The organism is Haloterrigena turkmenica DSM 5511 (assembly GCF_000025325.1).
Lineage (GTDB): Archaea > Halobacteriota > Halobacteria > Halobacteriales > Natrialbaceae > Haloterrigena > Haloterrigena turkmenica.
This window is the reverse complement of the sequence record NC_013743.1, coordinates 1,882,625-1,908,833: the sequence shown is the minus strand read 5'-3', so window position 1 is coordinate 1,908,833 and position 26,209 is coordinate 1,882,625. Positions and strand designations below refer to the sequence as shown.

Sequence of the window (26,209 nt, the reverse complement as noted above, 5' to 3'; positions counted from 1 at the left end):
GAACGAAATCTGCCCGGACAATGTCCGAGCGCATCTACAGTATAGACGCAATGCGCATCGTCGCGATGGCGTTTATTGTCACAATACACACAGACCCATTCAGAGGAGTCGGCGCGTACGGCAATATTCTCAACTTCGTTATAGATTCCTCGGCGCGATTCGCGGTTCCGTTCTTTTTCGTGACGTCCGGATACTTTTTCGCCCGCAAGATCGCTCGCCGGGATCCGGTCAGCTATTTCGCCAAGCGAGCGGCGACGATCTCGTCGATCTACGTGTTCGGGCTCTTGCTCTCTGCGCCGGTGTTCCTCGCGGGAACGGTCGTCCGCGCCGGTATCGAGAATCGAGACATCGCGAGCACCGCTGTACTCAAACTGACCGAGTTCGTCTCGCCGCTCGCGCTCCTGTACTACGGCAATTCGGTGAGTGAGATCCTCTGGTTTCTTCCAGCGCTGCTCTTCTCGCTCGCGATCATCTGTTCGTTCGTCGTCTTCGGCGCCACGAGATACCTGATTCCGATTTCGCTCGGCTTCCACGTCGTCGGCCTCCTCGGTTCGAGTTACACGATGTTCGCGAACGTTCCGTTCGAAATCAGAGACGCGCTGTTCTTCGGATTCTTTTACACCAGCCTCGGGTACGCGCTCCACTCGAGCGAGTGGCGACCGAGTTCCGATCGAAGCGCGCTCTTTCTCGGCGCGACCGTCCTCTTCGGCGCGCTCCACGTCGGCGAACGATACGTTCTGGGATACGTCTTGGCGGACGAGACGTTGGGTCACGGCGTCTACACGTCGAGTTACACGATCGCGACGGCGTTGGTCACGCTCTCGCTGTTCCTGTTTCTCCTGTCACGTCCGACGCTCGGCGCGCGGACGCCGCTCCCCGCGTGGGGGAAGTACGCCGTCGGCGTTTACGTCGCGCATCCCGCCGTTCTGTTCGCGCTCGAGACGACGGCCGACGTGCTCGAGGGAATGGGATACGAGATTCAAACCACGCTCCTGTGGCACTTCGTGTTGACTCCGGCGACCTTCTTCGGGGCCTTGGTCGTCTATATCGGGGCACATCGCGTCGGTGCGATCGAGATCGGCGGCTCCCACCTCCCGAGCGTTCGATCGATCGGGAAATACGTGCAGCGTCAGTAGGCGTCGGCGTCGTCGCGGTCGGCGTCACCGACCGGTTCAGTCGTTCGAGGACTCGGCCGACACGCCCGAACCCGAGTCGCCGTCCGACGAACTCGAGCCGGTCTCCGACGAGTCGAAATCGACGACCGAGCGCGCCGAGTTCCGGTCGCTTTCGAGCGCGTTCCGGATCGCCTCGAGGACCGTCTCCGGGGTCGCCACGACCCCTCGCTCCCGTTCCGGAGACGCGGTCGGTCCCCCTCGAGACGTGTCGTCTTCCGCCCGCGTCGCGATGACGACCGCGTCGGCCATCGTCTCGACCGACTCGAGGAGCCGCCGCGTCCCCGCGCCATCGGAGTCGACCACGCTCTCGGTCACGACCGTCGCGTCGGCGTTCCGAACGCGGTCCTCGAACGCCGTCAGGTCGGCCGGCGAGAGCGACTCGAACGGCGCCACCTCGAGCCGATCGATCTCGAGCGAACGGGCGGTTTCGGCCGCCGTATCGCCGCTCGTGACGGGGCCGACGGAAACGTCGAACCGCTCTCCCGCCGTCGCGAGTCGAGCGACGACGCCCGCGGCGGCCTGTCCGGTTCCGAGGACGTGGACGCGAATGCGACGGTCGGTTCCGTCCTCGCTGCGGACCTCGACTCCGGCGTCGTTCGGGAACGCCGTCACCGTCTCCGTCCCCGTGATCGGATTCCGCGTGACCGCCGCCGTCGCGTCGAAGACGTCGGAAAGCGACTCGCCGGTCAGGACGTCTGCCGGCGGTCCGTTCCGATAGACCTCGCCGTCGGCGAGCATCACCAGCCGGTCGCAGTAGCGCGCGGCCAGCTCGAGGTCGTGGATCGCTGCGCAGACGGTCCGGCCCTCCGCGACCAGCTCGCGGACCAGCTCGAGGGTCTCGAGCTGGTGGTTGACGTCGAGGCTGGCCGTCGGCTCGTCGAGCAGCATGACCGGCGTCGCCTGCGCGATGGCCCGCGCGAGTACGACGCGCTGGCGCTGGCCCCCGCTGACCTCGTCGATCGGTCGGTCCGCGAGCTCGACGGTCCGCGTGCGCTCGAGGGCCCGTTCGACCGCCGCTCGATCCTCGCGCGTCGGCCCCGAGAACCGCGAGCGGTGGGGATGGCGCCCCATCTCGACGACGTCGCGCACGGGAAAGGAAAACGACAGCGTCGTGTCCTGTGGCACCACCGAGATCAACTGACTCGAGCGCTTCGAAGGGACGTCGTGGACGTCGACGCCGTCGACGGTGACCGTTCCCGAATTGACCTCGAGCGCGCCGCTGATCGCCCGCAGGAGCGTCGTCTTCCCGGCACCGTTGGGACCGACGAAGCCGACGAACTCGCCGGGGTCGACGGTCAGGGAGACATCCTCGAGCACCGAGAGGTCGCCGAACGAAAGCGAGACGTCCTCGACGGCGATCGACGCTGGCTCGAGGGGCGACTCGCTGTCGACGTCGTCGGTTCGCTGCCCGTCGTTGTCGTTTCGCCGTCCGTCATCGCTGGTCCGATGCTCGTCCCCGAAGAGGCTCACACCGAATGCACCTCCCGACGGGTCAGCAGGAACAGGAAGAAGGGCGCGCCGAGCGCGGCCGTGATAATGCCCACGGGAACGATCGGCGTGTCGATCGCGGGGCCGACGGGCAGCGGCAGCGTCCCGAGTCGCGCGATCGTATCGGTCGCGACCAGAAACGACGCGCCGGCGAGGGCGCTGGTGGGCAACAGAACCCGGTGGTCGGGACCGACGAGCAGCCGCATGACGTGGGGCACGACGAGGCCGACGAAGCCGATGACGCCGGCGACGGCGACGCCCGCAGCGGTAACGAGACTCGCGAGCGCGAGCAGGAGGAGTTTGGTCCGCTCGACGTCGACGCCGAGGTGGTGAGCGTCCTCCTCGCCCAGCAGGAGGACGTTCAGGTCCCGAGCGTAGGCCAGCAAAATTGTGACCCCGACGACCGTCACCGGGAGCGCGAATTTCACGTCGCCCCACGTGCTGTTGCTGAGGTGGCCCATCATCCAGATGACGGCCTGGCGGAGGTCGTCGCCGCTGTGGACGAGCATGTACGAGATCATCGCGCCGAGAAACGCCTGGACGGCGACGCCGGCCAACAGGAGCGTCGCGACCGGCGTCCGGCCGCCCTCGGTCGCGATCGCGTAGACGAGAAACGCCGTTCCCAGCGCGCCGACGAACGCCGAGAGATGGAGACTCCCGAACGGGACCAGCGCCGGGAACGCGATCGCCGCGACCGCGCCCGCCGCGGCCCCCGACGAGACGCCGATAATCGACGGATCGGCCAGCGGATTTCTGAAAAAGCCCTGCATCACCGTTCCCGCGGCCGCCAGGGAAAACCCGACCGTCGCCGCGAGGGCGATTCGAGGCAGCCGAATGTCTTCGACGATGATCTGGTGGGAGGACTGCACGTCGAACGAGAAGAGCGGCGCGTACTCGAGGCCGGGGACCGGAACCCCGACGCCGATTCCCGGGATCGTCGCGCTCTCGACCGTGAGGCCGACGGGAACGGCGATCGCGTTGAGGACGGCCATCGCGACCGTCGCCGGCTCGATCCGGACCGAGCCGAGCGCGGCGCTGGCGACGACGACGGCCGCCAGTAGCGCGATCAAGCCGGTCGACCACGCGACGACGCGGCCTCGCTGGTACATGGATCCAACCACGGTTGGTTTAGGCAAATATTTGTTGAAGTACCCCTAGAACTCGAGGTATGCGAACTGTATTATCCGTTTTCGTCGTGCTGCTCGTTGCTACTGCAGCGTTCGCTCCGGCCGTAGCTGCCGGAAGCGGCGCCGCCGTCGGCACCGACGGTGCGTCGGCACAACAGGACGCTGACCTGGAGTGCGAGTACCCGCTCGAGCTCACTGATGCGACCGGCGAAACGGTCACGATAGACGAACCGCCCGAAGAGATCGTCGCGTTACAGCCGAGCGACGCCCAGACGACCTACGCGATCGGCGCCGAAGCGAAGGTCGTCGGGATGCCGATCAGCCAGTACACGGACTATCTCGAAGTCGAAGACCACGCGACCGATATCAGCCAAGACGACGGGTCGAGCGTCGATTCCGAGCAGGTAATCGACCTCGAGCCGGACGTGGTGATCGCGGCCAACACGGCGCTGTACCAGGAGGGGCTGATCGAGCAGCTCCGCGACGAAGCGGGCCTGACCGTCTACGTCGTCGACCAGGCGACGTCGATCGACGACGTCTACGACAACGTCGCCGTGACCGGACAGCTCGCGGGCGAGTGCGAGGGTGCGAACGACACGATCGAGGACATGAAGGAGCGCCTCGACGCTATCGAGCCGGACGTCGACGAGGCGCCGACCGCGTACTACGCGATGGGCGACGACGGAACCACGGCCGGCCCGGGAACGTTCAACCACGACGTGCTGGAGGCCGCCGGACTCGAGAACATCGCCGAGGAGGCCGGCGTCGAGGGTTGGGGCGAGATCGACCCCGAGTCGGTCGTCGACGCGGATCCGGATCTGATCGTCTACCCGGACTACCAGGACGAACCGCCCGTTCCCGACGCCGTCGAGTCGACGGCGGCCTATCAGAACGGGAACACCGTCGCGGTCAACGACAACTTCATGAGCCAGCCCGGACCGATGATCGTCGAGATCGTCGAGAGCCTCGCACAGGCCGCCGAAGAACAGGCGGCAGAAGCGGAAGAGGAGGACGAGACGAGCGCCGACGGTGAGGAGAGCGAGGAGACGATCCCCGGCTTCGGGGCACCCGTCGCTGTCGCCGCGGCGCTCGCCGCCGTCGGCGCCCTCGCGCGCCGTCGATAGCCGCCGAACCGCAATCGCCGTCCCCGGCGCCCCGTTTTGAAAAGCATTTACCCGTCGGACCGCCGAGATGAGCGTATGGTCGAAAACGTCATCTGGCCCGCCTATCTCGACGCGAACCGCACCCGCTCGGAGGGGCGGCGCGTCTCCCAGGACCTCGCGGTCGACGAACCGACGGTCGACGAAATCGCGAAAGCCGTTCAGCAGATCGGCTACGACGCCACGATCGAGCGAGACAAGGCCTACTCTCGAGAGCACTGGGCCGATCGCGGTCGCGTCGTCGTCCGCGGCGCCGACGACTCGACGAAAAACGACCTCGTTCAGGCCGTCGCGGCGTACGTCGTCGCGATGCGGGACTGACGTGCGTCGGATCGGCTCCGTCGTCCGCACCGCACAGGGACTGGCCGTCCTGCGGGCGGAGGACACCGACGACGGATCGAACGGCGACTCCGGCGACCGGTTCCGCGACGAGATCGGGACGTCGGTCCTCGACGACTCGCTCGAGTCGGTCGGTCGCGTCGTCGACGTCTTCGGCCCGGTCGACCGCCCGTATCTCGCGGTGACGCCGGACGACGACGTCCATCTGCCATCGCTGGTCGGATCGACGCTGTACGCGCGGTAGCGTCGTCTCAGCCTCGCGTCGGCGATTCTTCGAACCGACTCGAGGGGAGAGGAAAACACCCATAGGAGGCGGGTGCGAACCGCGGGCTATGAACGATCGGACGCGAGTCCTCCTCGCCGTCGGACTGACGGTCGCGCTCTTTTTGAGCGTCCAACTCGGCGCGCTGGCGCTGGTCCAGCCCTTCTACGAGGGTGGCCACCAGTCCGTCGAGAATCCCGACGATCCGACCAACAGTCTCGTCTACTTCGGCATCATTCTCGTCGCGACCGCGCTCATGCTCGTCACCATCAAGTACGACGTCGAGTGGCTCATCAAGGCCATGATCATCGGCGTCAGCGTAATGATCTCGTGGTACGTCTTCGCCGAACTCGTCCCGTCCGTCATCACGGTGGGCTCGGTTAACGCCGTCGCCGCGGCCGCCGCCGTGGCCGTCGGCGGCGCCCTCCTGCTGTATCCCGAGTGGTACGTCATCGACATCACGGGCGTCGTGATGGGCGCCGGTGCGGCCGCGCTGTTCGGCATCAGCTTCGGGCTCCTTCCCGCACTGCTGTTGCTCTCCGTCCTCGCGGTCTACGACGCGATCAGCGTCTACGGCACCGAGCACATGCTCGACCTCGCGGAGGGCGTGATGGCCCTCAAGATCCCCGTCGTCCTCGTCGTCCCGACGACGCTCTCGTTTTCCTACCTCGACCCCGAGAGCACCGAGGGCGTCGTCGACGGCCACGAAGAGGCCGACGCTGGAAGCGACACCGGCGATTCGAGCGGCGCCGGCGATTCGAGTCCAGCCACCGCCTCGAGCACCGACGGCGGGTCGCGTCCCGACGACGCGTCGGCGGCGGACGAGACCGACGCCGACCCGGCGGCCGACGGGGACGGCGCTCTCGAGCGCGACGCACTCTTCATCGGACTCGGCGACGCCGTCATCCCGACCGTCCTCGTCGCGAGCGCGGCGTACTTCCTCGAGGTCGGGACGATCGACGTCCCCGTGATCACGTTGAACGTCCCGGCGCTGGGCGCGCTGCTCGGAACGATCGCCGGCCTACTCGTTCTCATGCACATGGTTCTCAAGGGGCGACCCCACGCGGGACTGCCGCTGCTCAACGGCGGTGCGATCGCCGGCTACCTGATCGGCGCGCTCGCGAGCGGGCTCTCGCTGGCGACGGCGCTCGGCCTCTGATCGCGGCTGGCGGCCGCTCCGGCCTCGAGAATGCTAGTCTGCGGGAAAACGAATCGCGCTGAATTACACCGGCTCGGACCGAGTACGATCGGGGTCCGCTCGAGTTACTCGTCGCTGTCCTTGAGATCGACGTCCACGTCGTCGCCGTGCTGGATTCCGGCGGTCATGGTATCGGCGCGGTCCTGTTCGGACTCCATCGGGACGTTCTCGTCGTCGGGATAGACGGCGACGACGACCACGTGGTCGCCGCCGTGTTCGGCCCGGGCGACGTCGACGTAGACGTCGACCTCGGTTTCGCCCTGCAGCGTCGCCGTCCCCTCCCACGTGTCGAACCGCACCGCCGCGTCGAGGCCGTCGATCTCGTCTTTGGTGATGGCCCGGCCGCCGACGTTATCGCCGACCTCGAGGCCCTCGTACTGTCCCTGCAGGTATTCGACGAGCTCGGCCTTGGACATCTCCCCGACGGGGTTGAACTCCTCGCCGGCGACGGAGACCTGCGGCGTCGAGACGAGCGCGAAGACGCCGGCCTCCGGGTCGTCGCCGAGCGCGTCCAGCGGGAAGTCGATGGTCCGCGTGTACTCGGTGATGTAGTTCGTGACTTCGACCGACTCGCCGGCGAACTCCCGCTCTTCGACGAGCTCTTCGGTTCCCTTGTACTCGTAGCCGGCCTCGCCGGCCGCGTCCTCGCTGACGCGGATCGGCGACGCCTCGAACGTCGTGGCGTCGTCGATGAGATCGCTGAGACAGCCCGCCGATGCGCCGACGGCACCGGCTGCAGCCGCGGCGAGGAAACGTCGTCGATTCATACTATTCTGGTCGACCGTATTCTGAAGTATAAATTTCGTGGTCTTCGTCACGTCGTGGAACGGAGAGACGGACGCCGGCGTCGGAATCGACGGTTCGCGGACCGTCGGCCGACCGCTACTCGCCGGAGGGCAGCCGATAGGTCGCGCCGTCGTCGGTGTCCTGGACCTCGATTCCCAGCGCCTGCAGTTCGTCGCGCAGGTCGTCGGCGCGCTCGTAGTTGCCCGCCTCGCGTTCGCGCTCGCGGACCTCGAGGACGAGGTCGACGACGTCGCCCGCGAGGTCGGCCGTCCCGGTCGTCTCGCCGGCGAAGGAGAGGCCGAGCACGGCGCCGAGCTCCTCGAGGACGTCGACGGCGTCCCGAAGCCCGCGGTAATCGTACTCCGCGCGGTCCTCGAGGTGAGCATTGATCGCCGTCGCGACCGACAGCAGCGCGGACTGGGCCTCGCGCGTGTTGAAGTCGTCGTTCATCGCCGCGACGAACGACTCCCGGGCGGTCTCGATCTCGTCGCGGAACGACGCGTCCTCGACTTTCGTTCGCGCATCGGGGGAGTCGACCGCCTCGACTGCGGCCTCGTAGGCGCGCTCGAGGCGATCCCAGCGTTCTTCGGCCTCGGCGATCGTCTCGTCGGAGTAGAGCTGTTTGCTGTTGTACGAGCCCGCGGTCAGGAACGTCCGCAGGACGTTCGTCCCCCACTGGTCGACCGCGTCGTCGACGGTCACGAAGTTGCCCAGACTCGAGGACATCTTCTCGTCGTCCATCTGGAACAGTTCGCAGTGGAGCCAGTAGTTCGCGAACGCCTGGCCCGTGGCGGCCTCGGACTGGGCGACCTCGTTCTCGTGGTGGGGGAAGACGAGGTCCCGTCCTCCGACGTGGATGTCCAAGGTCTCGTCTAAGTGGGTCATGCTCATCGCCGAGCACTCGATGTGCCAGCCGGGTCGGCCCTCGCCCCACGGCGACTCCCACGTCTGGGACGTCTCGCAGGCCTCCTCGGCCGGCGCCGCGCCCTCGTGGCGGTGTTCCTCGATCGCGCTCTCGTCGACGCCGCCGGCCTTCCAGAGCGCGAAGTCCGCAGGGTGGCGCTTCTCCGAGCGCTCGTCCGGGTCGCCCTGGGACTCGATCTCGTCGAGTTCCTGGTTCGAGAGCTTGCCGTACTCCTCGAAGCTCGTCACGTCGAAGTAGACCGAGCCGTTGGACTCGTAGGCGTAGCCCTCTTCGACCAAGGTCTCGACGAGGTCGATGATCTCGGGGACGTGCTCGGAGACGCGGGGGTAGACCTCGGCCCGCAGGAGGTTCAGCGAGCGCATGTCCGCGAGGGTGCGTTCGATGTAGGTCTCGGCGACGTGGAGTTCGTCCTCGCCCAGGTCGTCCTCGCCGACACGGGCGACGATCTTCTCGTTGATGTCGGTGAAGTTCTCGACGTGACGCACGTCGTAGCCTATGTACTCGAGCCAGCGGTGCATGACGTCGACGTGGACCCACGACCGCGCGTGGCCCAGGTGGGGCGGGTCGGAGACCGTCAGGCCACAGTAGTACAGCAGGACGCTCTCGGGATCCCGTGGCTCGAACGGCTCCTTCTCGCCCGTCAACGTGTTCGTCACGTGCAGGGTCATTAGCGACACTTCCCGCGGCCGGTAGTTAAAGCGTTTGACCTCCTTCGGGAGCGTGACGGCCGAAACCCCGGGCGCACGCGTCGGCGATCGACGGTGGCGAGCTTAGGTCCGATCGGCGAGGAACGCCGCGGCCTGCCGCTCTCCCCGCGACATCAGTTCCTCGAGGAAATCGGGATCGCGATCGAGTTTGGTCGCGTGGTGATACCCCGTGAGTTCGATCCGGTGGATCGTCGTCACCGTGTAGTCGGGATGGTCGAAGTGGCCCGCCTCGATCCACTCGTTGATCCGTTCGATGAACCGAAGCTCCTGATTCAGCGAGATGTTTCCGCCGAGTTCGTTGCGCCGGTCGGCGATCTCCGTGAGCGTCGTCGGCGTCTCCGACCGTCGCTGGGGGTTGATCTGGACGACCCAGAGCTCGTCGGGTGTCCGATCGCCGGGGACCGACATCAGGTCGTGCACCGGCGGATTCTGTGAGAAGAGCCCGTCCCAGTAGTGCTGTCCGTCGATCTCGACGGCTTCGAAAAACGTCGGCAGCGCCGCAGAAGCGAGCACCGCGGACGCGGTGACGTCCTCATTGGTGAACGTCTCGAAGTCGCCGCGCTCGAGGTTGACGGCGCCGACGACGAGCTCCGTTCGCTTGGCGCCGCTGAGTTCGGGAATCGCGTCGAAGTCGACGTACCGCTCGAGGATCTCGGCCAGTCGTCGCTGTGCCGCGTCGTCGTAGGGGAGGCGGTACGGACTCACGCTCGGCAGCCCGACGCCCATACTGTCGAGACGGGTATAGATCCGGACCCAGTCGTTGAGGAGTCGATCGAACGCGTCGCTCGCCGCGAGATCGCTCCAGATCCCGTCGAGGATCTCGACCGCCGTCGACGGGCCGCCGGTGAGCAGCCCGTACCAGACGCCCAGCGCGTTGACGGCACCGCCGGAGGTGCCGCTGATACCGACCAGTTCGAACCGTTCCTCGCCCGCCGTCCAGTTCGCGAGGAGCTCGCGGAGCACACCTGCCCCGAATGCGGTGTGGCTCCCGCCGCCCTGACAGGCGATCGCGATCCGTCGCGGCCCGTTCGAGTCCGCCGTCGATTCGGGCGTCGCGTCCGGCCGACTCGCGTCGGCGTTTTCGTCGCTCATCCGCCATCACACCCGCCTGGTCGTCGAGTGAGGGCCCCCGCGCCGCCGTTTCGCTCGGCCCGTCGAACCAGTGATCGGGTCGGTACTCGGTTCGTGCGCGTCGCCGTGGTGCGAGAAGTCATCCAGCAACCACGATAGCCAACGTCCTCCTGTAAATATATGTACGGCAACGCGAGCAGCTATTCGGTCGGCACGGCCGCGAGCGCGTCCTCGACGGCCCGCAACGCGTTCGCTCCCGCTAGCCGATCGACGACGACCAGCAACGTCCCTTCGCCGACGCCGGCCGCGATCGGTGCGATCTCCTCGAGCGACAACCGCTGGAGGACTGCGGCGAGCGCGGCCGCGTCGACGGCCCCGGCCGCGATGATCGCCGTATGATCGCCGCCCTCGGGACCGAAGGCCGCTCCGCCGACGGTGAGCAGCGCCTCCGCCTCTGCGTCGCCGACGACGGACCCGATTCCGCTTTCCATGCGCACGCGAACGTCGCGTGAGTCCGTTTCGTAAGCCGACAACTCCTCGGCGTAGCGGCGCAGCGCCGTCGCGATCGCGTCGGTCTCGCCGTCCACCTCGAGGAACCGAGCGGCAGCGGTGTAGTTGACGATTCCCGCGCGCAGCGCCGTCACGAGAAACGGATGCTCCTCGGCCGTGCGTCGGGTCTCGGCGGCCAGTGACATACCGCCCATCGGGGCGGCCGACACAATAAATACGACGCCGTTCGCCGATCGCGGGTCGTCCGATCGTCGGCTCGCTCGCTCCCGGACTACTCGGTCGTCGGGACGCTCGCTCGGACGTATCGGGACCGCCGTGTTTTTGCCTCGAGCGCCCGTCGTTTCGACCATGCAACTGGCAGACGTCGAGGAACTCATCGAATCGAACCTCGAGGACGCTGAGGCGGAGGTCACGCACGCGCGAGACGAACACGACGACGACCACCTCGCGGCGACGGTCGTCTCGCCCGCGTTCGAGGGGCTGCCGCTGGTCCAGCAACACCAGCAGGTCTACGACGCCCTCGATGGCCACATGACGACCGACATCCACGCCCTCGAGCTGTCGACCTACACGCCCGAGGAATACGAGGAGTACGAGGGCTAACCGACGGGTTGCCATGGCTGGCGATCCCCTGACCGTCGGCCGCGACGCCGAACGGCCGAACCCCAGTTTTATCCGCCATTCCTGAAAGATACCCGTATGGAATCGCTTCACCCCCGCGTCCGACTGCTCTGGATCACACAGGGGGCGCTCGCGGCGATCGCTCTCGGCGTCGGACTCGCGGCCGTCGACCGGTGGCTCGTCGACGTTCCGACGGCCGCCCTCGGCGGCGTCGTCGCGTTCGGTTTCGTCCTCGGCGTCGCCTACGCCGTCCGGCGCTACGGCGTCTGGCGGTTCGAGATCGAATCGGACGCGCTCTATTTAGAGCGGGGCGTGGTCACGTTCGTCGAAACCGCGGTCCCGTTCGTCCGCGTCCAGCACGTCGACACGCAGTTCGGCCCGGTCGAACGCGTCTTCGGCCTCTCGAGCGTGATCGTCTACACGGCGGGCTCGCGGAACGCTGACGTCCGCATCCCCGGGTTGACGCCGGATCGAGCCGAGAAGATTCAGGACACGCTCCGTCAACTGGCCACCGAGAGCGACGCCACCGACGCCGTCTGATCGCGATGAACCGTCTGCACCCACTCAGCGCGGCCGCCTACGCCCTCCAGTACGGGTTCCTCTGGCTGTCGGCCGCGACGATCCTCACGCTCGTCCTCGGCGGGATCTTCGGTCCCATCGATTCGGCCTGGGTTCCGATCGCCGCACCGGTGGGACTCGTCGCCGGCGCGGCCTACGGGATCGCCTACTTCTACCGGTTCGAGTACGGCATCACTCCGGACACGTTCGACGTCTCGTCGGGCGTGTTCGCTCGCCGATCGCGCGAAATCCCGTACGAACGCATCCAGAACGTCGACGTCCGGCAGGGAGTGGTCCAGCGACTGCTGGGCCTCGCCGTCGTCTCGATCGAGACCGCCGGCGGCGGCAGCACCGAGGCGGCGCTGAACTTCGTCAGCGAATCGGAAGCCACCCGACTGCAACACCAGATCCGAACGCGGACAGCCGATGTGAGGGATCGCCGGCACGAGCGCGGGCGGCGCGACGCGTCGGCGACGACCGACGAACGGACGATCGACGAGGCCTCGAGCGACACCGAGACCGAGCGGACGAACGCCACGACCGACCTTGACGAACCGGTACCCGACGCCGGGGAATCAGCGGCGGAACCCGACTCGACGGACGGTACGACAACGAGCGACTCGGGACCGGTCTCGGACAGTCGCGATCGCGTCGCCGGACCCGACTCGCGGGGACCGCGTCGACAGCACCTGTTCGCACTCGAGGCGCGGGAACTCCTGCTCTACTCGTTTACGTCGTTCCGTCCCGCCGCCGCCGCGGCCCTCCTGGGGCTGTTCTTCTTCGCGACCGACCTCGCTATCAGCCTGCTCGTGAGCGCCGCGCGGCCGTTCGGCGGTCCCGCGAATCTGGGCGAGGGATCGCCGACCAGTTACGGCATCCTCACGGTCGTGTCGGTCGTCAACGGCGTCGTGACCGCGTACGTGCTGAGCGTCGTCTACACGTTCGCCGCCTACTACGACTTCCGGCTCGGTCGGGCCGGCGGAGACTTCGTCTACGAGCGCGGGCTGCTCCAGCGCTACAGCGGGTCGATTCCCGTCGAGAAGGTCCAGTCGGTGACGGTGAGTGCCAACCCCCTCCAACGGCTGCTCGGCTACGCCGGGCTGTGGGTCGAGACGGCCGGCTACGGCCCCGACAGCGACAGCGGTGGCAGCCAGTCCGCCGTGCCCCTGGCGGAACGGGGTCGCGTCCACCGATTCACCGAGACGCTTACCGGCGTCGAATCGCCGCGCTTTCGGAGCCCACCGACGACGGCGCTCCGACGGTATCTCGTCCGGTACGCCATCGTCGCAACGGTCGTCGTCGCGGCCGCGTTCGCCGTCACGCGGGTAACGGTCCTCGAACGCTGGTACGTCGCCGCCGTCGTCTTCGTCGCAGTCCCGCCCGCGGCCTACCTGAAGTACGTCCACCTGGGCTACTACGTCGGCGAGGATCACCTCGTCGTCCGCCGCGGGTTCTGGAAGCAACGGACGACCGTGATCCCCTACTACCGCATCCAGACGGTCTCGACCCGGCGATCGATCTTCCAGCGTCGCCTCGGACTCGCGTCGCTGGTCGTCGACACCGCGAGCTCGCGCAGTTTCTCCCGGGCGTCGCCGACGATCTACGACGTCAATCTCGAGGACGCGCGAGACGTCCACGGCACCGGTCGAAAACGCCTGCAGACGGCCCTTCGCGAGCGCGCTCGGGCCGACGACGGCGGTCCCGGACTCACCGTTGACTTCACCTGACTCGCGTCGATTCCCGAGAATTTATCTAACCACGATAACATTTTTCTCGTATGGAAGCCCTCCATCCCCGCATCAGACTGTTCTGGATCGCGAAGGGAGCGATCGGGGCGATCGCCCTCGGCGTCGCGCTCGCCGCCGCGGACCGGTGGATAACCGACGTTCCGCTCGTCGCTATCGGCGCCGTCGTGCTCCTCGGTCTCGGCCTCGGGATCGCCTACGCCGTCCGGCTCTATCGAGTCTGGCAGTACGACGTCCAGTCCGACGCGCTCTACCTGGAACGGGGGGTCCTCACCTTCGTCGAGACCTCGGTGCCATTCGTTCGCGTCCAGCACGTCGACACGCAGTTCGGGCCGATCGAGCGCGCCCTCGGGCTCTCGAGCGTGGTCGTCTACACGGCGGGCTCCCGGAACGCGGACGTCCGCATTCCGGGACTGACCCCCGATCGGGCCCGAGACCTGCAGGACACGCTTCGGAAACTGGCCGTCGAAAGCGAGGCCGACGATGGCGTCTGAGACGAACCGTCTCCACCCGCTCAGCGGGGCGATGATGGCCCTCCAGCGAGGCGTCACGGGACTCTCGATCCCCGTGTTTCTCACGGGAATCGTCCCGACGGTCCTCGGCGTCGATGTCGACTTCGCCGTCGACCTCATGTTCGTCGCCGTTCCGCTCGGCTTCGTCGTCGGTGCCGGCTACGGCCTCGCGTACTACTATCGCTTTACGTACGCGCTCACCGCCGACACGTTCGACGTCACGTCGGGCGTGTTCTCCCAGCGCGCCCGCGAGATCCCCTACCGCCGCGTCCAGAACGTCGACGTCTCGCAGGGGATCGTCCAGCGCCTGCTCGGCCTCGCCGTCGTCTCCGTCGAGACCGCCGGCGGCGGCAGCACCGAGGCGACGTTGCGATTCGTGAGCGACGACGAGGCCGACCGCATCCGCTCCGAAATCCGCCGGCGGACGGCCGCGGTCGACGACGCGAGCGGCGCGGCCGAGGGAGCCGCGGCGACCGATTCGGCCTCTGAGACTGCGAACGCAGACGTCGCAGCGCCCCGAAGCGATAGTGGCGCCGCTCGAGGCGACCGGTCGACGACGCTCCTGTTCGAACTCGAGGTCGGCGAACTGCTGGTCTACGCCGCGACGGCGTTCCGGTGGGGCGCCGCGGTCTTCCCGATTCTGCTGGTGACCCTGTTGACCGACGCCGATTCGGGCGCGGGCTTCGTTCCGGACTTCGTCTTCGAGACCGCCCGGGCGGTCGGCGGCCCCGGATCGATCGACGGCGCCACGGTCGACGCGCTCCTCGTCCTGGCTGCGGTCGCCGCGCTGCAGTGGTTCGTCGCCACGTACGTCGCCAGCGCGCTCTACACGATCGTGAACTACTACGGGTTCCGACTCGGCCGGCAGGGGAACGACCTGCTCTACGAACGCGGCCTGCTCCAGCGCTACAGCGGGTCGATCCCGACCGACAAGATCCAGTCGGTGACGATCACCGACAACCCGCTCCAGCGGCTGGTCGGCTACGCTGGTCTCTGGATCGAGACCGCCGGCTACGGGCCCGAGAGCACCAGCGGAAATCAGTCGGCCGTTCCGATGGCCGCCCGCTCCCGGATTTATCGCTTCGCGACGGCGCTGACCGGCGCCGACCGCCCCGACTTTCGCGGCGCGTCGCCGCTGGCCCGGCGTCGGTACCTCGTGCGCTATTCGCTGCTGGCCGTCGGCGTCGTCGCCCTCGCCTTCGGGGCCAGTCGAGTGACGGGCCTCGAGCGCTGGTATCTCGCCGCGGTCGTCGTCGCGGCGGTACCGCCCGCGGCACACCTCAAATACGTCAACATCGGCTACCACGTCGACGACGATCACATCGTGATTCGGCGCGGATTCTGGCGGCGCCGGACGACCGTGATCCCCTACTACCGCGTCCAGACGGTCTCGACGCGGCGATCGGTCTTCCAGCGTCGCCTCGGCCTCGCGTCGCTGGTCGTCGATACGGCCAGTTCCCAGACGTTCTCCTGGTCGGAACCGACGGTCGACGATATCGATCTCGAGACGGCGCGGACGCTCCACGAAACCTGCGGCGAGCGACTGCAGACGGCCTTGCGAGAGCGGGCCGGAGACGACGTCGGGCTCCCGGTGGATCCCGGCGACCGACCGTGAGCCGCCGCGCCGACACCGAACCCGAGCCGGCGTCCGGCGCCGCCGCGGTGCCGCGAGGGACCACGACGTTTTTGCCCCGACCGTTCGACTCGCCGAGTATGGCTTCAGATCGCACCGATCGACCGACCGAGGAGCGCCATCGGGGACGGACATGATTCGCGATGCGCTTCGGTACCCGGTCAGCGACGAGCTCGGACGAGCGGCGCTGCTCAGGTGCGGTGTCAGCGTCGTCGCGCTCGCGGTCGGGGTGCGGTACGCGGTCGCGGTCGCGCCGTCGATCGTCGCGCTCGTCCCCGCGGCCGTCGCGCTCCTCGGCGCCGTCGTCCTCTTCGGAACGACGGCCGTCATCCTTGGCTCCGACGACCGACGCCCGTTGCCGTCTGTGCGGGCGGTCGTCCGCCCCGGTCTCGAGGCGCTCGCCCTGTCGGTCGTCGTCCTCGTCCCGGCGATCGCCCTGCTGACGCGGTCGCTGATCGAGACGCCGGAAGCGCTCGCGAGCGAGAACGGCGCCGGACTGGGACTGTTCTCGCTCGTCTCCTCGACGATCGCGATCTTCTTCTTCGCCGCGTGTGCGTACGCGTATCCGGCCGCCGTGGCGGCGAGCGTCTCGACCGGCCGGCTGCGTGCGGCCGTCGAAAGCGAGACGGTACTGCCCGCGTTGACCGATCCGACGTACTTCCTGCGGTGGACCGTCGGGTTTTCGTTCGTCGTGTTCGCGGCGTGGCTCGTCGTCACGGCCGTCCGTCGCGGCGACGTGGTGGGGTTGCTCGCCGCGGGGGCCGCCGCCTACGCCGTCGTCGCAGGCGCCCGCGCCGTCGGCGTCGGCTACGCTCGAGTGTCGGGCGGCCGGCCGAGATAGAATCGGATCGGATAGGAACGGCCGATCGAACGTCGAACCGCCTCGAGAGAAGGAGCCGCTGTCACCAGTCTCGAGAACCGGTGGGTCGGTCGTCGTCGATCAGATGTTCGGCGCTCGAGGCTCGCTGCTCTCGACGCGGCGGTTGTGGAGCGCCTCGTTGGTTTTCCCGTCGAAGACGTGAATCGCGTCCTCGGGAATGTGCGCGACCACGCGGTCGCCGGCCTCGATCCGGCTCATCCCGTCGATCGTCACGATGGCCGTCTCGCTTCGATCCTCGCCGAGATCGAGGTAGACGATGTTCTCGTCGCCGGTCGGTTCGACGACGGTGACCGTCGCGGGGACGGTGTGGCCGTCCGCGCGCCGGGGCTCACCCTCGCTGTGTTCGATGTCGATATCCTCCGGCCGCACGCCGAGGACGAGCTCGTTCCGATCGCCGATCGCCGTCGCGATGTCGTTCGAGACGGCGTACTCGAGGGTCTCGCCGACGAGGACGGCTCCGTCGCCGTCCGAGTCGCGGCGCGTGACGTCGAAGAAGTTCATCGCCGGTTCGCCGATGAAGTCCGCCACGAACGCGTTCGCGGGTTCGTGATAGCACTCGAGGGGCGTGCCGACCTGCTGGAGTTCGCCGTCGTTGAGGATGGCGATCCGGTCGCCCATCGTCATCGCCTCCGTCTGGTCGTGCGTGACGTAGACCGTCGTCGTCTCGAGTTGCTCCTGGAGCTGCTGGAGCTCGGTCCGCATCTGCGCGCGGAGCTTGGCGTCGAGGTTCGAGAGGGGCTCGTCCATCAGGAACACGGCCGGCTCACGGACAATCGCGCGGCCGAGCGCGACCCGCTGTTGCTGGCCGCCCGAGAGCTCCTCGGGTTTCCGGTCCAGCAGGGGATCGATGCCCATCATCTCGGCGGTCTCTTCGACTCGGGTGGCGATCTCGTCGTCCGAGAGGTCGGTGGACTCCTCGAGTCCGAACGCCATGTTCTCCCGCACAGTCATGTGCGGGTACAGCGCGTAGGACTGGAACACCATCGCGATGTTCCGTTCTTTCGCCGGCAGGTCGTTGATCACCCGGTCGTCGAGGCGGATCTCGCCGTCCGTGATCGTCTCGAGTCCCGCGATCATCCGCAGCGTCGTCGACTTGCCACAGCCCGAGGGGCCGACGAGGACGAGGAACTCCCCGTCCTCGATGTCGATCGATACGTCGTCGACGGCGACGATCTCGTTGCCGTCGTCTTCTGTGAATACTTTTCGTACGTCGTCGAGTTGGGTTTCTGCCATCGTCAGATCCTCCGGTTTCGTACCAGTAGTCGTCGGTCGATCATGTCTGTACCCCCTCCGCGAACTTGTCGGCGAACAGCACGTAGACGAGCAGCGTCGGCAGTGCCGTGATGAACGCGCCCGCCATTCGGAGCGGGTAGTCGGTTCCTTCGAGCGACTGGCCGAGTCCGGACAGGATGAGGGTCGCGGACGCGGCCGGATTGTTGACGCTCCCGATGATCGTCAGCGAGAACAGGAACTCGTTCCAGATCTGGGTGAACTGGAAGATGAACACGACCGCGAACATCGGTATCGACAGCGGCAGGACGATCCGTCGGTAGACCCGCCAGACCGACGCGCCATCGAGTCTCGCGGCTTCGATCATCTCCCCGGACATCGTCTTGTACTGCGATCGGAACAGCAGCGTCACGATCGGAACCCCGTATGCCGTGTGCGTGATGATCAGTTCGAGGATCGTCGCGTGGTGTCGCTCGAGCAGCGGGAGGCCCCACAGGAACGAGAGCCGTGCACTCAGTTGCATGTACTGACTCCAGAACTGGAAGAGCGGGACGATCACCGCCTGGTACGGGACGAAGATGCCCGCGATGAACAGCGCCAGCACGGCGATCTGACCGCGCCAATTGACGAGCGTCAGTCCGTAGGCGGCCATGCTGCCGAGGATCGCACACAGGATCGTCGACGGAATAGTGAACAGCACGCTGTTGACCATCCCGGGCGCGAGGTACTCGAACGCGACCTGCCACTTCTCGACCGTAACCCCGCTCGCGGAGAGGGGCGGCAGGAACGGGAAGGTCTCCTGGAGTGCGGTCGGCGTTTTGATCGACGTCACGAGTCCGGACTCGATCGGGAGCAGGTAGAACCCGACGAGACCGATCAGCGTCGCGTACAGTCCGACGTGGCCGATCGAAATCCCGCCGGTCTCGTGTTCCGTCGACGCCGCCTGTTCGGTGGTAACTGTTTTCTCGCTCATAGATTCCCTCGCTTATACTGATTGTACAGGTACGGCGCGATGACTGCCAGCGACACTACGAACAACATGATCGCGATCGACGACCCGTACGCCCACTCGGATCGACCGAACGACTCGCGGACCATCTTGGTCGCCAGGATGTCGGCCCCACGACGGGGTCGGTAGCCGTCGAAGGTCGCGTACAGGAAGTCGAAGGCCTTCAGCGCGAACAGCACTAACACGACGGACGCGCTGACCGTCGCCGGCCGTAACTGCGGAATAATCACGCGCCAATACATCCGAAGCGTGTTCGCTCCGTCGACTCGCGCGGCCTCGTACTGGTCGTTCGGGATCGACCGGAGCGCGGCGAGGTAGATGATCATCGTGTACCCGCTGAACTGCCAGACGAGCGCGAAGATCACCGCCCCCAACACGAGACGGGGACTCCCCAGCCAGTTGTATGGCCCGAGGCCGAAGAGCCCGATGAATTGGTTGACGATACCGTTGTTCACGTTGTACATCCATCGCCAGAACTGGGCCGTGACGATGAACGAGAGGGCGAACGGGAGGAGATAGATCGTCCGAAACGACCTGCTGAACCGGATCTCACGGTCGAGCAGCAGCGCCAGCAGGAGGCCGACGATCAGACAGACGACCGTGAATCCGATGAGGAGGACGAACGTGTTTCGCGTCGCCGCCCACATCCCCGGATCGTCCAGCATCGCCCGGTAGTTGTGCAGACCGAGGTTGCTGTAATCGGGATCTCCGAATCCGGAGTACTCCGTCAGTGAGAGCAGGAGGTTCCAGCCGATCGCGGCGTAGACGAAAAAGCCCATCAACAGGAACGGTGGCAGCCAGAACGGCGACGACTGCACGATGTCGCTGTCGAGCCAGCGTCGGAGCGTCGAGCGCTCCTCGGCGGTCCCTCCGTCCGTCCTGACGCGGTGCTCGTCGCCCTCGTCTCGTTTACGCCGGACGCTACGCAGTAATGCTAAAAAACGTTTCATGTTTATGGAACGGATTAGACGGCGTCCATGAACCCGCTCGTCGCACCGTCGACGTCGTAGGGGTCCGCGAAGCTGTTGTTGAGGACGTCCTCGAGGTCGGCCTGTGTGCTCGGATCCACGGCGAGTCCGTGTGCGAGCGTTGGCGGCTTCTCCGAGGCGTTATCGAAGTCCTCGATCGTGTCCGTGAGATAGGCGTTGAACTCGTCGGTGGACACCTCCGTCCGCGTCGGGATCGACCCCTTGTACTGGTTGAACGCGACCTGTGCCGTCTCGGAGCCGACGAACTGCAGCCAAGTCGCGGTGTCGTCGGGCGTCGGATTGTCGCTCGGGTAGATGAACGAGTCGATGTGGAGGGTGTAGTAGTCCTCCGTCCCGGGGTATCGGATCGCGTCCCAGTCGGTGCCGTACTCGATATCCTGGTCGCCCGAGATGTACGCGCCGGCGGCCCAGTTGCCCTGGTGGATGAACGCGGCGTCGCCGCTCATGATGTCCTGATTGACCTCGGTGAAGTCGACGGAGGCTGCGTCGTTGTTAATGTAGCCGAGGAGTTGCTCGAGCTTCTCGAAGGTGTCGCGGACGGCGCTCTCGTCGCCGTTGCCCTCGATGAAGTTCATGTAGGCCTCGTAGCCGTGTTCGCCGAGCATCGTCTGCGCCCACGTCTGGAGGATACACCACGGCGCGAGCGAGAACGCGAACGGCGTCGCGTCGGTCTCCGACTCCACGGCGTCCAGCGCGTCGATCAGCGCGTCGGCGCTGTCGATCGAGCTCGGATCGACGCCGGCGCTCTCGACGACCTCGACGTTGTAAAAGAGGTCGTTCAGGCGGTGGGAGCCGAGCGGGACCGCCGAGAAGCCGTCGTTGTGCCGGCAGAGTTCGACCGCTTCCTGGACGTGGGCGTCCTTCAGGCCAGCCTCGTCCCAGACCTCCGACTCGATGTCGCCGACGGCGTCCTCGTACTGCTCTAAGTTCGCACCCGGCCAGCCGGCGAACGAACTCGGCGGGTCGCCGCCCTGGAGGCGGTTGGCGACCGTCTGGTCGAGCGTCGTGTTCCCACCGCCACCGATCGGCTTCTCGTTGTAGTCGACGTCCGAGTGCTCCTCTTCGAACGCCGAGAAGAGCGCGTCGGCGGCCTCGGCGCCGTCGCCGCCGGTCCATCCGTGGAGGACCTCGAGCGTACTGCCGCCACCGCCGGTACAGCCCGCGAGAGCCGCGAGACTCGCCGTCCCTGCTATCCCTGCACCCTTAAGCATCGTCCTTCGTGGTATCTTGTTACCATCGGACACTCTGAATCACACACAATTAATAGCCCGAGTACCACTTAATAGTTTCCATAATTAATTACATTCTGAGTGAATCCACTGAACAGGGGGAACGGTGCCGCTTCCACCAGAAACGCCGCGATGCCACACGGTAATACGGTCACGACGCACCCCGGATCAGACCGGTGGATTTTACGCACCCGCCCGTCAATCCTCCGCACATGAGTGAGGACTACAGAGTCGAACGCGACAGTCTCGGCGAGATGCAAGTCCCCGCGGATGCCTACTGGGGCGCCCAGACCCAGCGGGCCATTCAGAACTTCCCCATCTCGGGGATCTCGTTCAGCCGTCGGTTCATCCGGGGACTCGGCGTCGTCAAGAAGGCCGCCGCGCAGGCCAACCGCGACCTCGGTCTGGTCGACGACGACGTCGCCGAGGCAATCGTCGAGGCCGCCGACGAGGTCATCGCCGGCGAGCACGACGACCAGTTCCCGGTCGACGTCTTCCAGACCGGCTCCGGCACCTCCTCGAATATGAACGCCAACGAGGTCATCGCCAACCGCGCCGCCGAGATCATGGGCAGCGAAATCGGCGACCGCGTCGTCCACCCCAACGACCACGTCAACTACGGCCAGTCCTCCAACGACGTCATCCCGACCGCGATGCACGTCGCCTCCCTCGAGGCCGTCGAGAAGGACGTCATTCCCGCCCTCGATACTCTCCGCGAGGCACTCGAGGAGAAAGAAGAGGAGTTCGACGACGTCGTCAAGACCGGCCGCACGCACCTCCAGGACGCGACGCCGGTCACGCTCGGCCAGGAGTTCTCCGGCTACCGCACGCAGGTCGAGAAGGGCCTCGCGCGCGTAGACAAAGTACGCGAACACCTCGCGGAGCTCGCGCTTGGCGGCACCGCGACAGGGACGGGACTCAACACCCACGAGGAGTTCCCCGGCCGCGCCGCCGAGTACATCACGAAAGAGACCGGCGTCCAGTTCCGCGAGGCCGACAACCACTTCGAGGCCCAGGCCGCCCACGACGCGATGTCCGAGGCCCACGGTGCCCTGCGCGTGGTCGCGGGTTCGCTGAACAAGATCGCCAACGACCTGCGCCTGCTCGCTTCAGGGCCGCGCAACGGCCTCGGTGAGATCGAACAGCCCGAGAACCAGCCCGGCTCCTCGATCATGCCCGGCAAGATCAACCCGGTCGTCGCCGAGGCCGTCAACCAGGTCCACAAGCAGGTCGTCGGCAACGACGCCGCCGTCTCCGCCGGCGCCGCCGAGGGCCAGATCGATCTGAACCTCTACAAGCCCGTCTTGGCCCACAACTTCCTCAAGTCGGCCGAGCTCATCTCGAACGCCAGCCAGGTGTTCGCTGAGCGCTTCGTCGCCGAACTCGAGGCCAACGAGGAGTACTGCGCCGAGCGCGTCGAGGAGTCGATGGCGATGGCCACCTCGCTGAACGTCCACATCGGCTACGACAAGGCCAGCGAGGTCGCTAAGACCGCGCTTAAGGAGGACAAAACGGTTCGGGAGGTCGTCCTCGAGAAGGGCTACTTAGACGAAGACGAGGCCGACGAGGTCCTCGACCCCCGAAAGATGACCGAGCGCGGTATCCTCGGACAGGACGACTGAAACGACTGATCTGTCCGTTCTCCGTTTCGCTGACGAGTGTGCACCCTCTCATTCCGGTCGCCCGCGACGATCAGCGGTCGATCGGATCGATTCGCCCCTCGTCGAGCGGGTCCTCGATATCGCCCATCACTGCCTCGAGCAGGTCGGTCACGGTCACCAGCCCGACGACCTCACCGTCTTCGATCACCAGCGCCAGTTCTTGATTCTCGGCCTGAAACTGGTCGACCGCGTCGCTGACGTCCGCGTCGGGTGAGAGCGTCATCGGTGGCGCCGCTAGCTCGGTGAAGTCGATATCGCCCTCGGCCAACTCCTCGCGGTGTCTGACGAAAACCGGCGTGTAGACGATCCCGCGGAAGTCAGTCAGCTCCTCGCCGACCAACGGATACCGCGTCTGCGGTCGCTCCTCCATCTTCCGGAAGTTTTCTTCGGTATCGTCTTCGGTCGACAGTGCGACGATTTCCTCGGGCGGTACCATCAGTTCGCTGACGGACTGTTCGCCGATCTGGAAGGCGTTCATCACCTCCTCGCGGCGCTCGTCCGAGAGGTCGCCCTTCTCGAGGATCGAACCCAGCCGATTCCGGAGGTCCGCTCGTGACTCGATGACGTCCTCCTCGGTCTCGAGCCACGCGCCGGTCATCTCGATCCCGAACAGCTTGAGCGTCAGTTTCGCGACCCCGTCGCCGAGGGTGATGACCGGCGAAATGATCCGGTAGAACCAGTACAACGGCGTGGCACCGTACCGGCAGACCAGCCGCGAGCGTTCGACGCCCAGATACGTCGGCGTCTGTTCGCCGTGGGTTAGGTGGACGAGGTTGATGATGAGGAACGCGAGGATCGCGCCGCTTCCGACCGTGGCCAGTACCGTGTTCTCGAACAGCGGCTCGAAGATGGCCGCCAGCGCCGGTTCCGCCACGATCCCGACGGCGATACTCGAGGCCGTAATCCCCACCTGACACGTCGTCAGGTAGAGCTCGAGGTCGTCGGTCATCGCCCACGCCCGCTCCAGTTTGGGGTTGCCGTCGACGAACTCCTCCTCCGTGAACTGTCGCGCACGGGTCAGCGCGAACTCGATGGCGACGAAGAAGGCGTTCGCCAGAATGAGCAAGACGCCTGCGAACAGCCGCCCACCGATGACGAGCGAGTTCATTACTTCGGCTTTGACTCTCCGCACACAAATCGCTCGGGGAAATTATGGCCGAGCGAAATCAGAACTATCGACCGTACTACCAGTGATGTGACACCATTCCAGTGGCCGCGTTCACAGGGAACACTGTTCGGTCGATCTACCAACCGACGGAATACTCGAGACCGAGTAATCACCCCGTTCGGTCTGTCTTTTTTCCCGATCATTTGCCGGCAAATCGGGGTATCGAAGCCGTATCAGGCCGCTATCTGGCGGAATAAAAAACCCAAGCAGTTTTGGCGAATGCTCGCGTCTGACGAAATATGCACACCTGTCGCAACTGCAACCAGTCGTTCCAGACCGAACTCGCCCTCGAACTTCACCGCGATACGTGTCGAAAGGGACAGCTCCTCTGTCAGGTATGTGGCGAGCGATTCCGGGAGGGCGACGCCACGCAGGACGGATGGCACTACGAGTGTCCGAACGAGGACTGCGACGGTGAGGGACTCACGGACGACCTGTATCGCGTCAACGACGTCCGAACGACGACGACGCACTAAGACCGAGCGGCGAACTCGGTCCACTCTCGTTTTCTGACTGGAAACCGGCTGCGACTCGTGTTTCGTGTGCGCCACCGGGCGTGTCACGTGTGTTCATGCGACGGTCGACTCGCGGACCCCTCGATTTTGTCGTTGATTTCGTCAGTGACGGTAGTATGGCCTCGAGATCGGGATCGCTCCTCGACTCGACCCAGCGATCGTCCGATCGGGCCTCGAGTTTCGTCGTCGGATGGATCGACGAGCCTGTTCCGGAGTTCGATGCCTGACTCGAGCAGAGAGACGAATTTCCCGGATATGGCGGGTGCAATCCAGCGGTTCCATCGAGTCAACGAGGACGGTCGAAACCGGCTGTAGCCGTTGCTACCCTCGAGACGGGTTGTATCGCCGGCCGTGTTCGGTAGGCGTCTCCTGGACATTCGATATAGCGCTATAGAATTTATTCGTCGTCCTTCGACCAGACTAGGGGATGAGATACCATATCACAAGTACCATTCATCGAATCCCACAACCGCTTCAGCGACACCAATTCGATCGCGATCGCTCGACCGACTCGAGATCGACTGCGAATCGTTGTCCGTCCATTCGCGTACGGGTTCGAAGTTTGTTGCTGTCGGAGGATTCAGTTCGTCGATCGCAGTCGCTCCTCGAGTTTCGCGAGCACCGTTCCCTGTCCGACGGGCCGGTTGCTGTTCGTGAACGCATTAGCGTCACGGGGGACGAGTAGGCGTTCGACTGGTGGGCTCGAGATAGCTGAGCACGGGCAACCGAACACGATATCGCAGTCGAGCAAGCAGATCTCGAGAACGCGTGCAGCGGTTCACACCGCAGGTTCACGCCGTCCGATAGCCACGATATGAGGCCTCGAGTACGTGAACTGCGGCTACGAAAATCACGCTGACGACACAAGTAACAGTGCGGAAATTTCTAGCTGCCGCCGGACGGTGTCTGGTGGCCGCGAAGAATACGGGCTACAGATAACTCGCTGCCATCCCAATTCTTCGATCCCGCTAGGCTCGAACGTCGCGCCGCGATTTCCGAGCGCAACCAGAACGGAATTGACGGCCGCGCTCCCGGATGCTCGAAGAGTTCGGCAACGACGACCTCGAGAGCAGGCGAACGAGCGTATAGCGCTCGTGAGCGGACAGCGGGGCAGGGTCGACAACGGACCCCTCGTTTCAATACCGGTCTGAGCGGAGAGCCACGCTGACTCCTCTCGAACAGTCTAGATCAATCAGGCGACCTGTTGGTGTCGGGATTGACAGCGACCCCGTTTATCGATCAACCGACACAACCCGCCCGTGAGCCGGCGAGATTCGGTTGGATCTACGAGCAATCGTCACGTGATTCGGGATGGTCCCGTACCCAGTAAAGTGGTCCCACCGTCTCAGGTCAGTTCTGCTCACGCCGCTCACCCTGCCGACGGTTCACGGTTCCACCCGCCCCGTGCATTCACCCTGAGCTGCCGCTGAGTCCGTTTTCTCGAGACACCAGGCAGCCATCAAATCCAATTCTCACGTCGAATGCGACAGCGGCGGCGGCCGAATACCGACTTCTGGGAGCCGCCCAGCGATTCCACATTCCGCGGGAGACACGAACGGGACTATCCGGTACGCGGACGTTGCACAGTTGGGGACTCACCATTCGCCGTTCGACGTGAGTCTCTCCTCCAATCACGGGGACCGGTCGCGACCGAGAACCACCGACGACCTCATTCGGTTGTTTCGGAACGGGTGGCCTCGAGTGAAATTGA

General features: G+C 65.8%; 24 protein-coding genes. 13 read left to right on the top strand and 11 right to left on the bottom strand.

Features of this window, described 5'->3' with window-relative positions; genetic code table 11:
• Window positions 1-20 precede the first annotated feature (20 nt).
• Complete coding sequence (locus HTUR_RS09005) at window positions 21-1,136, top strand: acyltransferase (RefSeq protein ID WP_012943009.1); 1,116 nt, start codon at window positions 21-23, stop codon at window positions 1,134-1,136.
• 36 nt (window positions 1,137-1,172) lie between these two features.
• Here the strand turns inward: HTUR_RS09005 and HTUR_RS09000 are convergent, their stop codons facing one another.
• Window positions 1,173-2,645 carry a heme ABC transporter ATP-binding protein gene (locus HTUR_RS09000; RefSeq protein ID WP_012943008.1) on the bottom strand — a complete coding sequence of 491 codons (1,473 nt, stop codon included), beginning with the start codon at window positions 2,643-2,645 and terminating at the stop codon, window positions 1,173-1,175.
• Window positions 2,642-3,772: a vitamin B12 ABC transporter permease BtuC gene (gene btuC, locus HTUR_RS08995; RefSeq protein WP_012943007.1), complete on the bottom strand. Its 1,131-nt coding sequence runs from the start codon at window positions 3,770-3,772 to the stop codon at window positions 2,642-2,644. Before btuC ends, HTUR_RS09000 begins: the two co-directional genes overlap by 4 nt.
• A 59-nt stretch (window positions 3,773-3,831) precedes the next feature.
• Between btuC and HTUR_RS08990 the strand changes: the two genes are divergently transcribed.
• The 4 genes from HTUR_RS08990 (at window position 3,832) to HTUR_RS08975 (ending at window position 6,710) form a co-directional block, all read left to right on the top strand.
• Window positions 3,832-4,914, top strand: a complete 1,083-nt coding sequence (locus HTUR_RS08990) for a PGF-CTERM-anchored ABC transporter substrate-binding protein (RefSeq protein ID WP_012943006.1) — start codon at window positions 3,832-3,834, stop codon at window positions 4,912-4,914.
• 75 nt (window positions 4,915-4,989) lie between these two features.
• Window positions 4,990-5,271 carry a signal recognition particle subunit SRP19 gene (gene srp19, locus HTUR_RS08985; protein ID WP_012943005.1) on the top strand — a complete coding sequence of 94 codons (282 nt, stop codon included), beginning with the start codon at window positions 4,990-4,992 and terminating at the stop codon, window positions 5,269-5,271.
• A gap of 1 nt (window position 5,272) precedes the next feature.
• Window positions 5,273-5,533, top strand: coding sequence for an H/ACA ribonucleoprotein complex subunit GAR1 (locus HTUR_RS08980; RefSeq protein ID WP_012943004.1), 261 nt, complete (start codon window positions 5,273-5,275; stop codon window positions 5,531-5,533).
• 88 nt (window positions 5,534-5,621) lie between these two features.
• Window positions 5,622-6,710 (top strand): presenilin family intramembrane aspartyl protease PSH, encoded by a 1,089-nt coding sequence (locus HTUR_RS08975; protein ID WP_012943003.1) that lies wholly within the window; start codon window positions 5,622-5,624, stop codon window positions 6,708-6,710.
• 104 nt (window positions 6,711-6,814) lie between these two features.
• Here the strand turns inward: HTUR_RS08975 and HTUR_RS08970 are convergent, their stop codons facing one another.
• From HTUR_RS08970 to HTUR_RS08955, 4 genes are all read right to left on the bottom strand, one after another.
• Window positions 6,815-7,516: a DUF6517 family protein gene (locus tag HTUR_RS08970; RefSeq protein ID WP_012943002.1), complete on the bottom strand. Its 702-nt coding sequence runs from the start codon at window positions 7,514-7,516 to the stop codon at window positions 6,815-6,817.
• A gap of 115 nt (window positions 7,517-7,631) precedes the next feature.
• Window positions 7,632-9,128 (bottom strand): cysteine--tRNA ligase, encoded by a 1,497-nt coding sequence (gene cysS, locus HTUR_RS08965; RefSeq protein WP_012943001.1) that lies wholly within the window; start codon window positions 9,126-9,128, stop codon window positions 7,632-7,634.
• A 102-nt stretch (window positions 9,129-9,230) separates the two neighbouring features.
• Window positions 9,231-10,259: a patatin-like phospholipase family protein gene (locus HTUR_RS08960; RefSeq protein WP_012943000.1), complete on the bottom strand. Its 1,029-nt coding sequence runs from the start codon at window positions 10,257-10,259 to the stop codon at window positions 9,231-9,233.
• Window positions 10,260-10,438: 179 nt separating this feature from the next.
• The gene (locus HTUR_RS08955) at window positions 10,439-10,933 is read right to left on the bottom strand and encodes a DUF7523 family protein (protein WP_081443494.1); all 495 of its coding nucleotides are present in this window, start codon (window positions 10,931-10,933) and stop codon (window positions 10,439-10,441) included.
• Window positions 10,934-11,096: 163 nt separating this feature from the next.
• Between HTUR_RS08955 and HTUR_RS08950 the strand changes: the two genes are divergently transcribed.
• From HTUR_RS08950 to HTUR_RS08925, 6 genes are all read left to right on the top strand, one after another.
• Window positions 11,097-11,351: a BolA family protein gene (locus HTUR_RS08950; RefSeq protein ID WP_012942998.1), complete on the top strand. Its 255-nt coding sequence runs from the start codon at window positions 11,097-11,099 to the stop codon at window positions 11,349-11,351.
• Window positions 11,352-11,447: 96 nt separating this feature from the next.
• Window positions 11,448-11,909, top strand: a complete 462-nt coding sequence (locus HTUR_RS08945) for a PH domain-containing protein (protein ID WP_012942997.1) — start codon at window positions 11,448-11,450, stop codon at window positions 11,907-11,909.
• A 5-nt stretch (window positions 11,910-11,914) separates the two neighbouring features.
• A complete protein-coding gene (locus tag HTUR_RS08940; RefSeq protein ID WP_012942996.1) occupies window positions 11,915-13,654 on the top strand; it encodes a PH domain-containing protein in 1,740 nt (579 codons plus the stop codon).
• A 50-nt stretch (window positions 13,655-13,704) separates the two neighbouring features.
• Window positions 13,705-14,166 (top strand): PH domain-containing protein, encoded by a 462-nt coding sequence (locus HTUR_RS08935; protein ID WP_012942995.1) that lies wholly within the window; start codon window positions 13,705-13,707, stop codon window positions 14,164-14,166.
• Entirely contained in the window at window positions 14,156-15,799 is a 1,644-nt protein-coding gene (locus tag HTUR_RS08930) for a PH domain-containing protein (protein ID WP_012942994.1), read from the top strand. The genes HTUR_RS08935 and HTUR_RS08930 overlap by 11 nt, the downstream gene beginning before the upstream one ends.
• Window positions 15,800-15,950: 151 nt before the next feature.
• Window positions 15,951-16,658: a DUF4013 domain-containing protein gene (locus tag HTUR_RS08925; RefSeq protein WP_012942993.1), complete on the top strand. Its 708-nt coding sequence runs from the start codon at window positions 15,951-15,953 to the stop codon at window positions 16,656-16,658.
• Between the two features lie 99 nt (window positions 16,659-16,757).
• Here the strand turns inward: HTUR_RS08925 and HTUR_RS08920 are convergent, their stop codons facing one another.
• Genes HTUR_RS08920 through HTUR_RS08905 form a run of 4 tightly spaced genes read right to left on the bottom strand, consistent with a single transcriptional unit; the run spans window position 16,758 to window position 21,136 of the window.
• On the bottom strand, window positions 16,758-17,930 hold the full coding sequence (locus tag HTUR_RS08920) for an ABC transporter ATP-binding protein (protein WP_012942992.1): 1,173 nt from the start codon (window positions 17,928-17,930) through the stop codon (window positions 16,758-16,760).
• Window positions 17,931-17,970: 40 nt separating this feature from the next.
• Entirely contained in the window at window positions 17,971-18,900 is a 930-nt protein-coding gene (locus tag HTUR_RS08915) for a carbohydrate ABC transporter permease (RefSeq protein WP_012942991.1), read from the bottom strand.
• Entirely contained in the window at window positions 18,897-19,886 is a 990-nt protein-coding gene (locus tag HTUR_RS08910; RefSeq protein WP_012942990.1) for a carbohydrate ABC transporter permease, read from the bottom strand. Before HTUR_RS08910 ends, HTUR_RS08915 begins: the two co-directional genes overlap by 4 nt.
• Window positions 19,887-19,900: 14 nt before the next feature.
• Window positions 19,901-21,136, bottom strand: a complete 1,236-nt coding sequence (locus HTUR_RS08905; RefSeq protein WP_012942989.1) for an ABC transporter substrate-binding protein — start codon at window positions 21,134-21,136, stop codon at window positions 19,901-19,903.
• Between the two features lie 230 nt (window positions 21,137-21,366).
• Between HTUR_RS08905 and HTUR_RS08900 the strand changes: the two genes are divergently transcribed.
• The gene (locus tag HTUR_RS08900) at window positions 21,367-22,776 is read left to right on the top strand and encodes a class II fumarate hydratase (protein WP_012942988.1); all 1,410 of its coding nucleotides are present in this window, start codon (window positions 21,367-21,369) and stop codon (window positions 22,774-22,776) included.
• Between the two features lie 70 nt (window positions 22,777-22,846).
• On the opposite strand, the gene HTUR_RS08895 is transcribed toward HTUR_RS08900, so the two are convergent.
• Window positions 22,847-23,923: a hemolysin family protein gene (locus HTUR_RS08895; RefSeq protein ID WP_012942987.1), complete on the bottom strand. Its 1,077-nt coding sequence runs from the start codon at window positions 23,921-23,923 to the stop codon at window positions 22,847-22,849.
• Window positions 23,924-24,222: 299 nt separating this feature from the next.
• Here HTUR_RS08895 and HTUR_RS08890 point away from each other — a divergent pair, with 299 nt between their 5' ends.
• Complete coding sequence (locus HTUR_RS08890) at window positions 24,223-24,459, top strand: HVO_2901 family zinc finger protein (RefSeq protein ID WP_012942986.1); 237 nt, start codon at window positions 24,223-24,225, stop codon at window positions 24,457-24,459.
• Window positions 24,460-26,209 lie beyond the last annotated feature (1,750 nt).

Bases quoted from the DNA above. Each gene is read 5' to 3' on its own strand.
- HTUR_RS09005 (WP_012943009.1), top strand. From the start codon at position 21: ATGTCCGAGCGCATCTACAGTATAGACGCAATGCGCATCGTCGCGATG.
- btuC (WP_012943007.1), bottom strand. From the start codon at position 3,772: ATGTACCAGCGAGGCCGCGTCGTCGCGTGGTCGACCGGCTTGATCGCG.
- HTUR_RS08990 (WP_012943006.1), top strand. From the start codon at position 3,832: ATGCGAACTGTATTATCCGTTTTCGTCGTGCTGCTCGTTGCTACTGCA.
- srp19 (WP_012943005.1), top strand. From the start codon at position 4,990: ATGGTCGAAAACGTCATCTGGCCCGCCTATCTCGACGCGAACCGCACC.
- HTUR_RS08975 (WP_012943003.1), top strand. From the start codon at position 5,622: ATGAACGATCGGACGCGAGTCCTCCTCGCCGTCGGACTGACGGTCGCG.
- HTUR_RS08970 (WP_012943002.1), bottom strand. From the start codon at position 7,516: ATGAATCGACGACGTTTCCTCGCCGCGGCTGCAGCCGGTGCCGTCGGC.
- cysS (WP_012943001.1), bottom strand. From the start codon at position 9,128: ATGACCCTGCACGTGACGAACACGTTGACGGGCGAGAAGGAGCCGTTC.
- HTUR_RS08960 (WP_012943000.1), bottom strand. From the start codon at position 10,259: ATGAGCGACGAAAACGCCGACGCGAGTCGGCCGGACGCGACGCCCGAA.
- HTUR_RS08955 (WP_081443494.1), bottom strand. From the start codon at position 10,933: ATGTCACTGGCCGCCGAGACCCGACGCACGGCCGAGGAGCATCCGTTT.
- HTUR_RS08950 (WP_012942998.1), top strand. From the start codon at position 11,097: ATGCAACTGGCAGACGTCGAGGAACTCATCGAATCGAACCTCGAGGAC.
- HTUR_RS08945 (WP_012942997.1), top strand. From the start codon at position 11,448: ATGGAATCGCTTCACCCCCGCGTCCGACTGCTCTGGATCACACAGGGG.
- HTUR_RS08940 (WP_012942996.1), top strand. From the start codon at position 11,915: ATGAACCGTCTGCACCCACTCAGCGCGGCCGCCTACGCCCTCCAGTAC.
- HTUR_RS08935 (WP_012942995.1), top strand. From the start codon at position 13,705: ATGGAAGCCCTCCATCCCCGCATCAGACTGTTCTGGATCGCGAAGGGA.
- HTUR_RS08930 (WP_012942994.1), top strand. From the start codon at position 14,156: ATGGCGTCTGAGACGAACCGTCTCCACCCGCTCAGCGGGGCGATGATG.
- HTUR_RS08925 (WP_012942993.1), top strand. From the start codon at position 15,951: ATGATTCGCGATGCGCTTCGGTACCCGGTCAGCGACGAGCTCGGACGA.
- HTUR_RS08920 (WP_012942992.1), bottom strand. From the start codon at position 17,930: ATGGCAGAAACCCAACTCGACGACGTACGAAAAGTATTCACAGAAGAC.
- HTUR_RS08915 (WP_012942991.1), bottom strand. From the start codon at position 18,900: ATGAGCGAGAAAACAGTTACCACCGAACAGGCGGCGTCGACGGAACAC.
- HTUR_RS08910 (WP_012942990.1), bottom strand. From the start codon at position 19,886: ATGAAACGTTTTTTAGCATTACTGCGTAGCGTCCGGCGTAAACGAGAC.
- HTUR_RS08905 (WP_012942989.1), bottom strand. From the start codon at position 21,136: ATGCTTAAGGGTGCAGGGATAGCAGGGACGGCGAGTCTCGCGGCTCTC.
- HTUR_RS08900 (WP_012942988.1), top strand. From the start codon at position 21,367: ATGAGTGAGGACTACAGAGTCGAACGCGACAGTCTCGGCGAGATGCAA.
- HTUR_RS08895 (WP_012942987.1), bottom strand. From the start codon at position 23,923: ATGAACTCGCTCGTCATCGGTGGGCGGCTGTTCGCAGGCGTCTTGCTC.
- HTUR_RS08890 (WP_012942986.1), top strand. From the start codon at position 24,223: ATGCACACCTGTCGCAACTGCAACCAGTCGTTCCAGACCGAACTCGCC.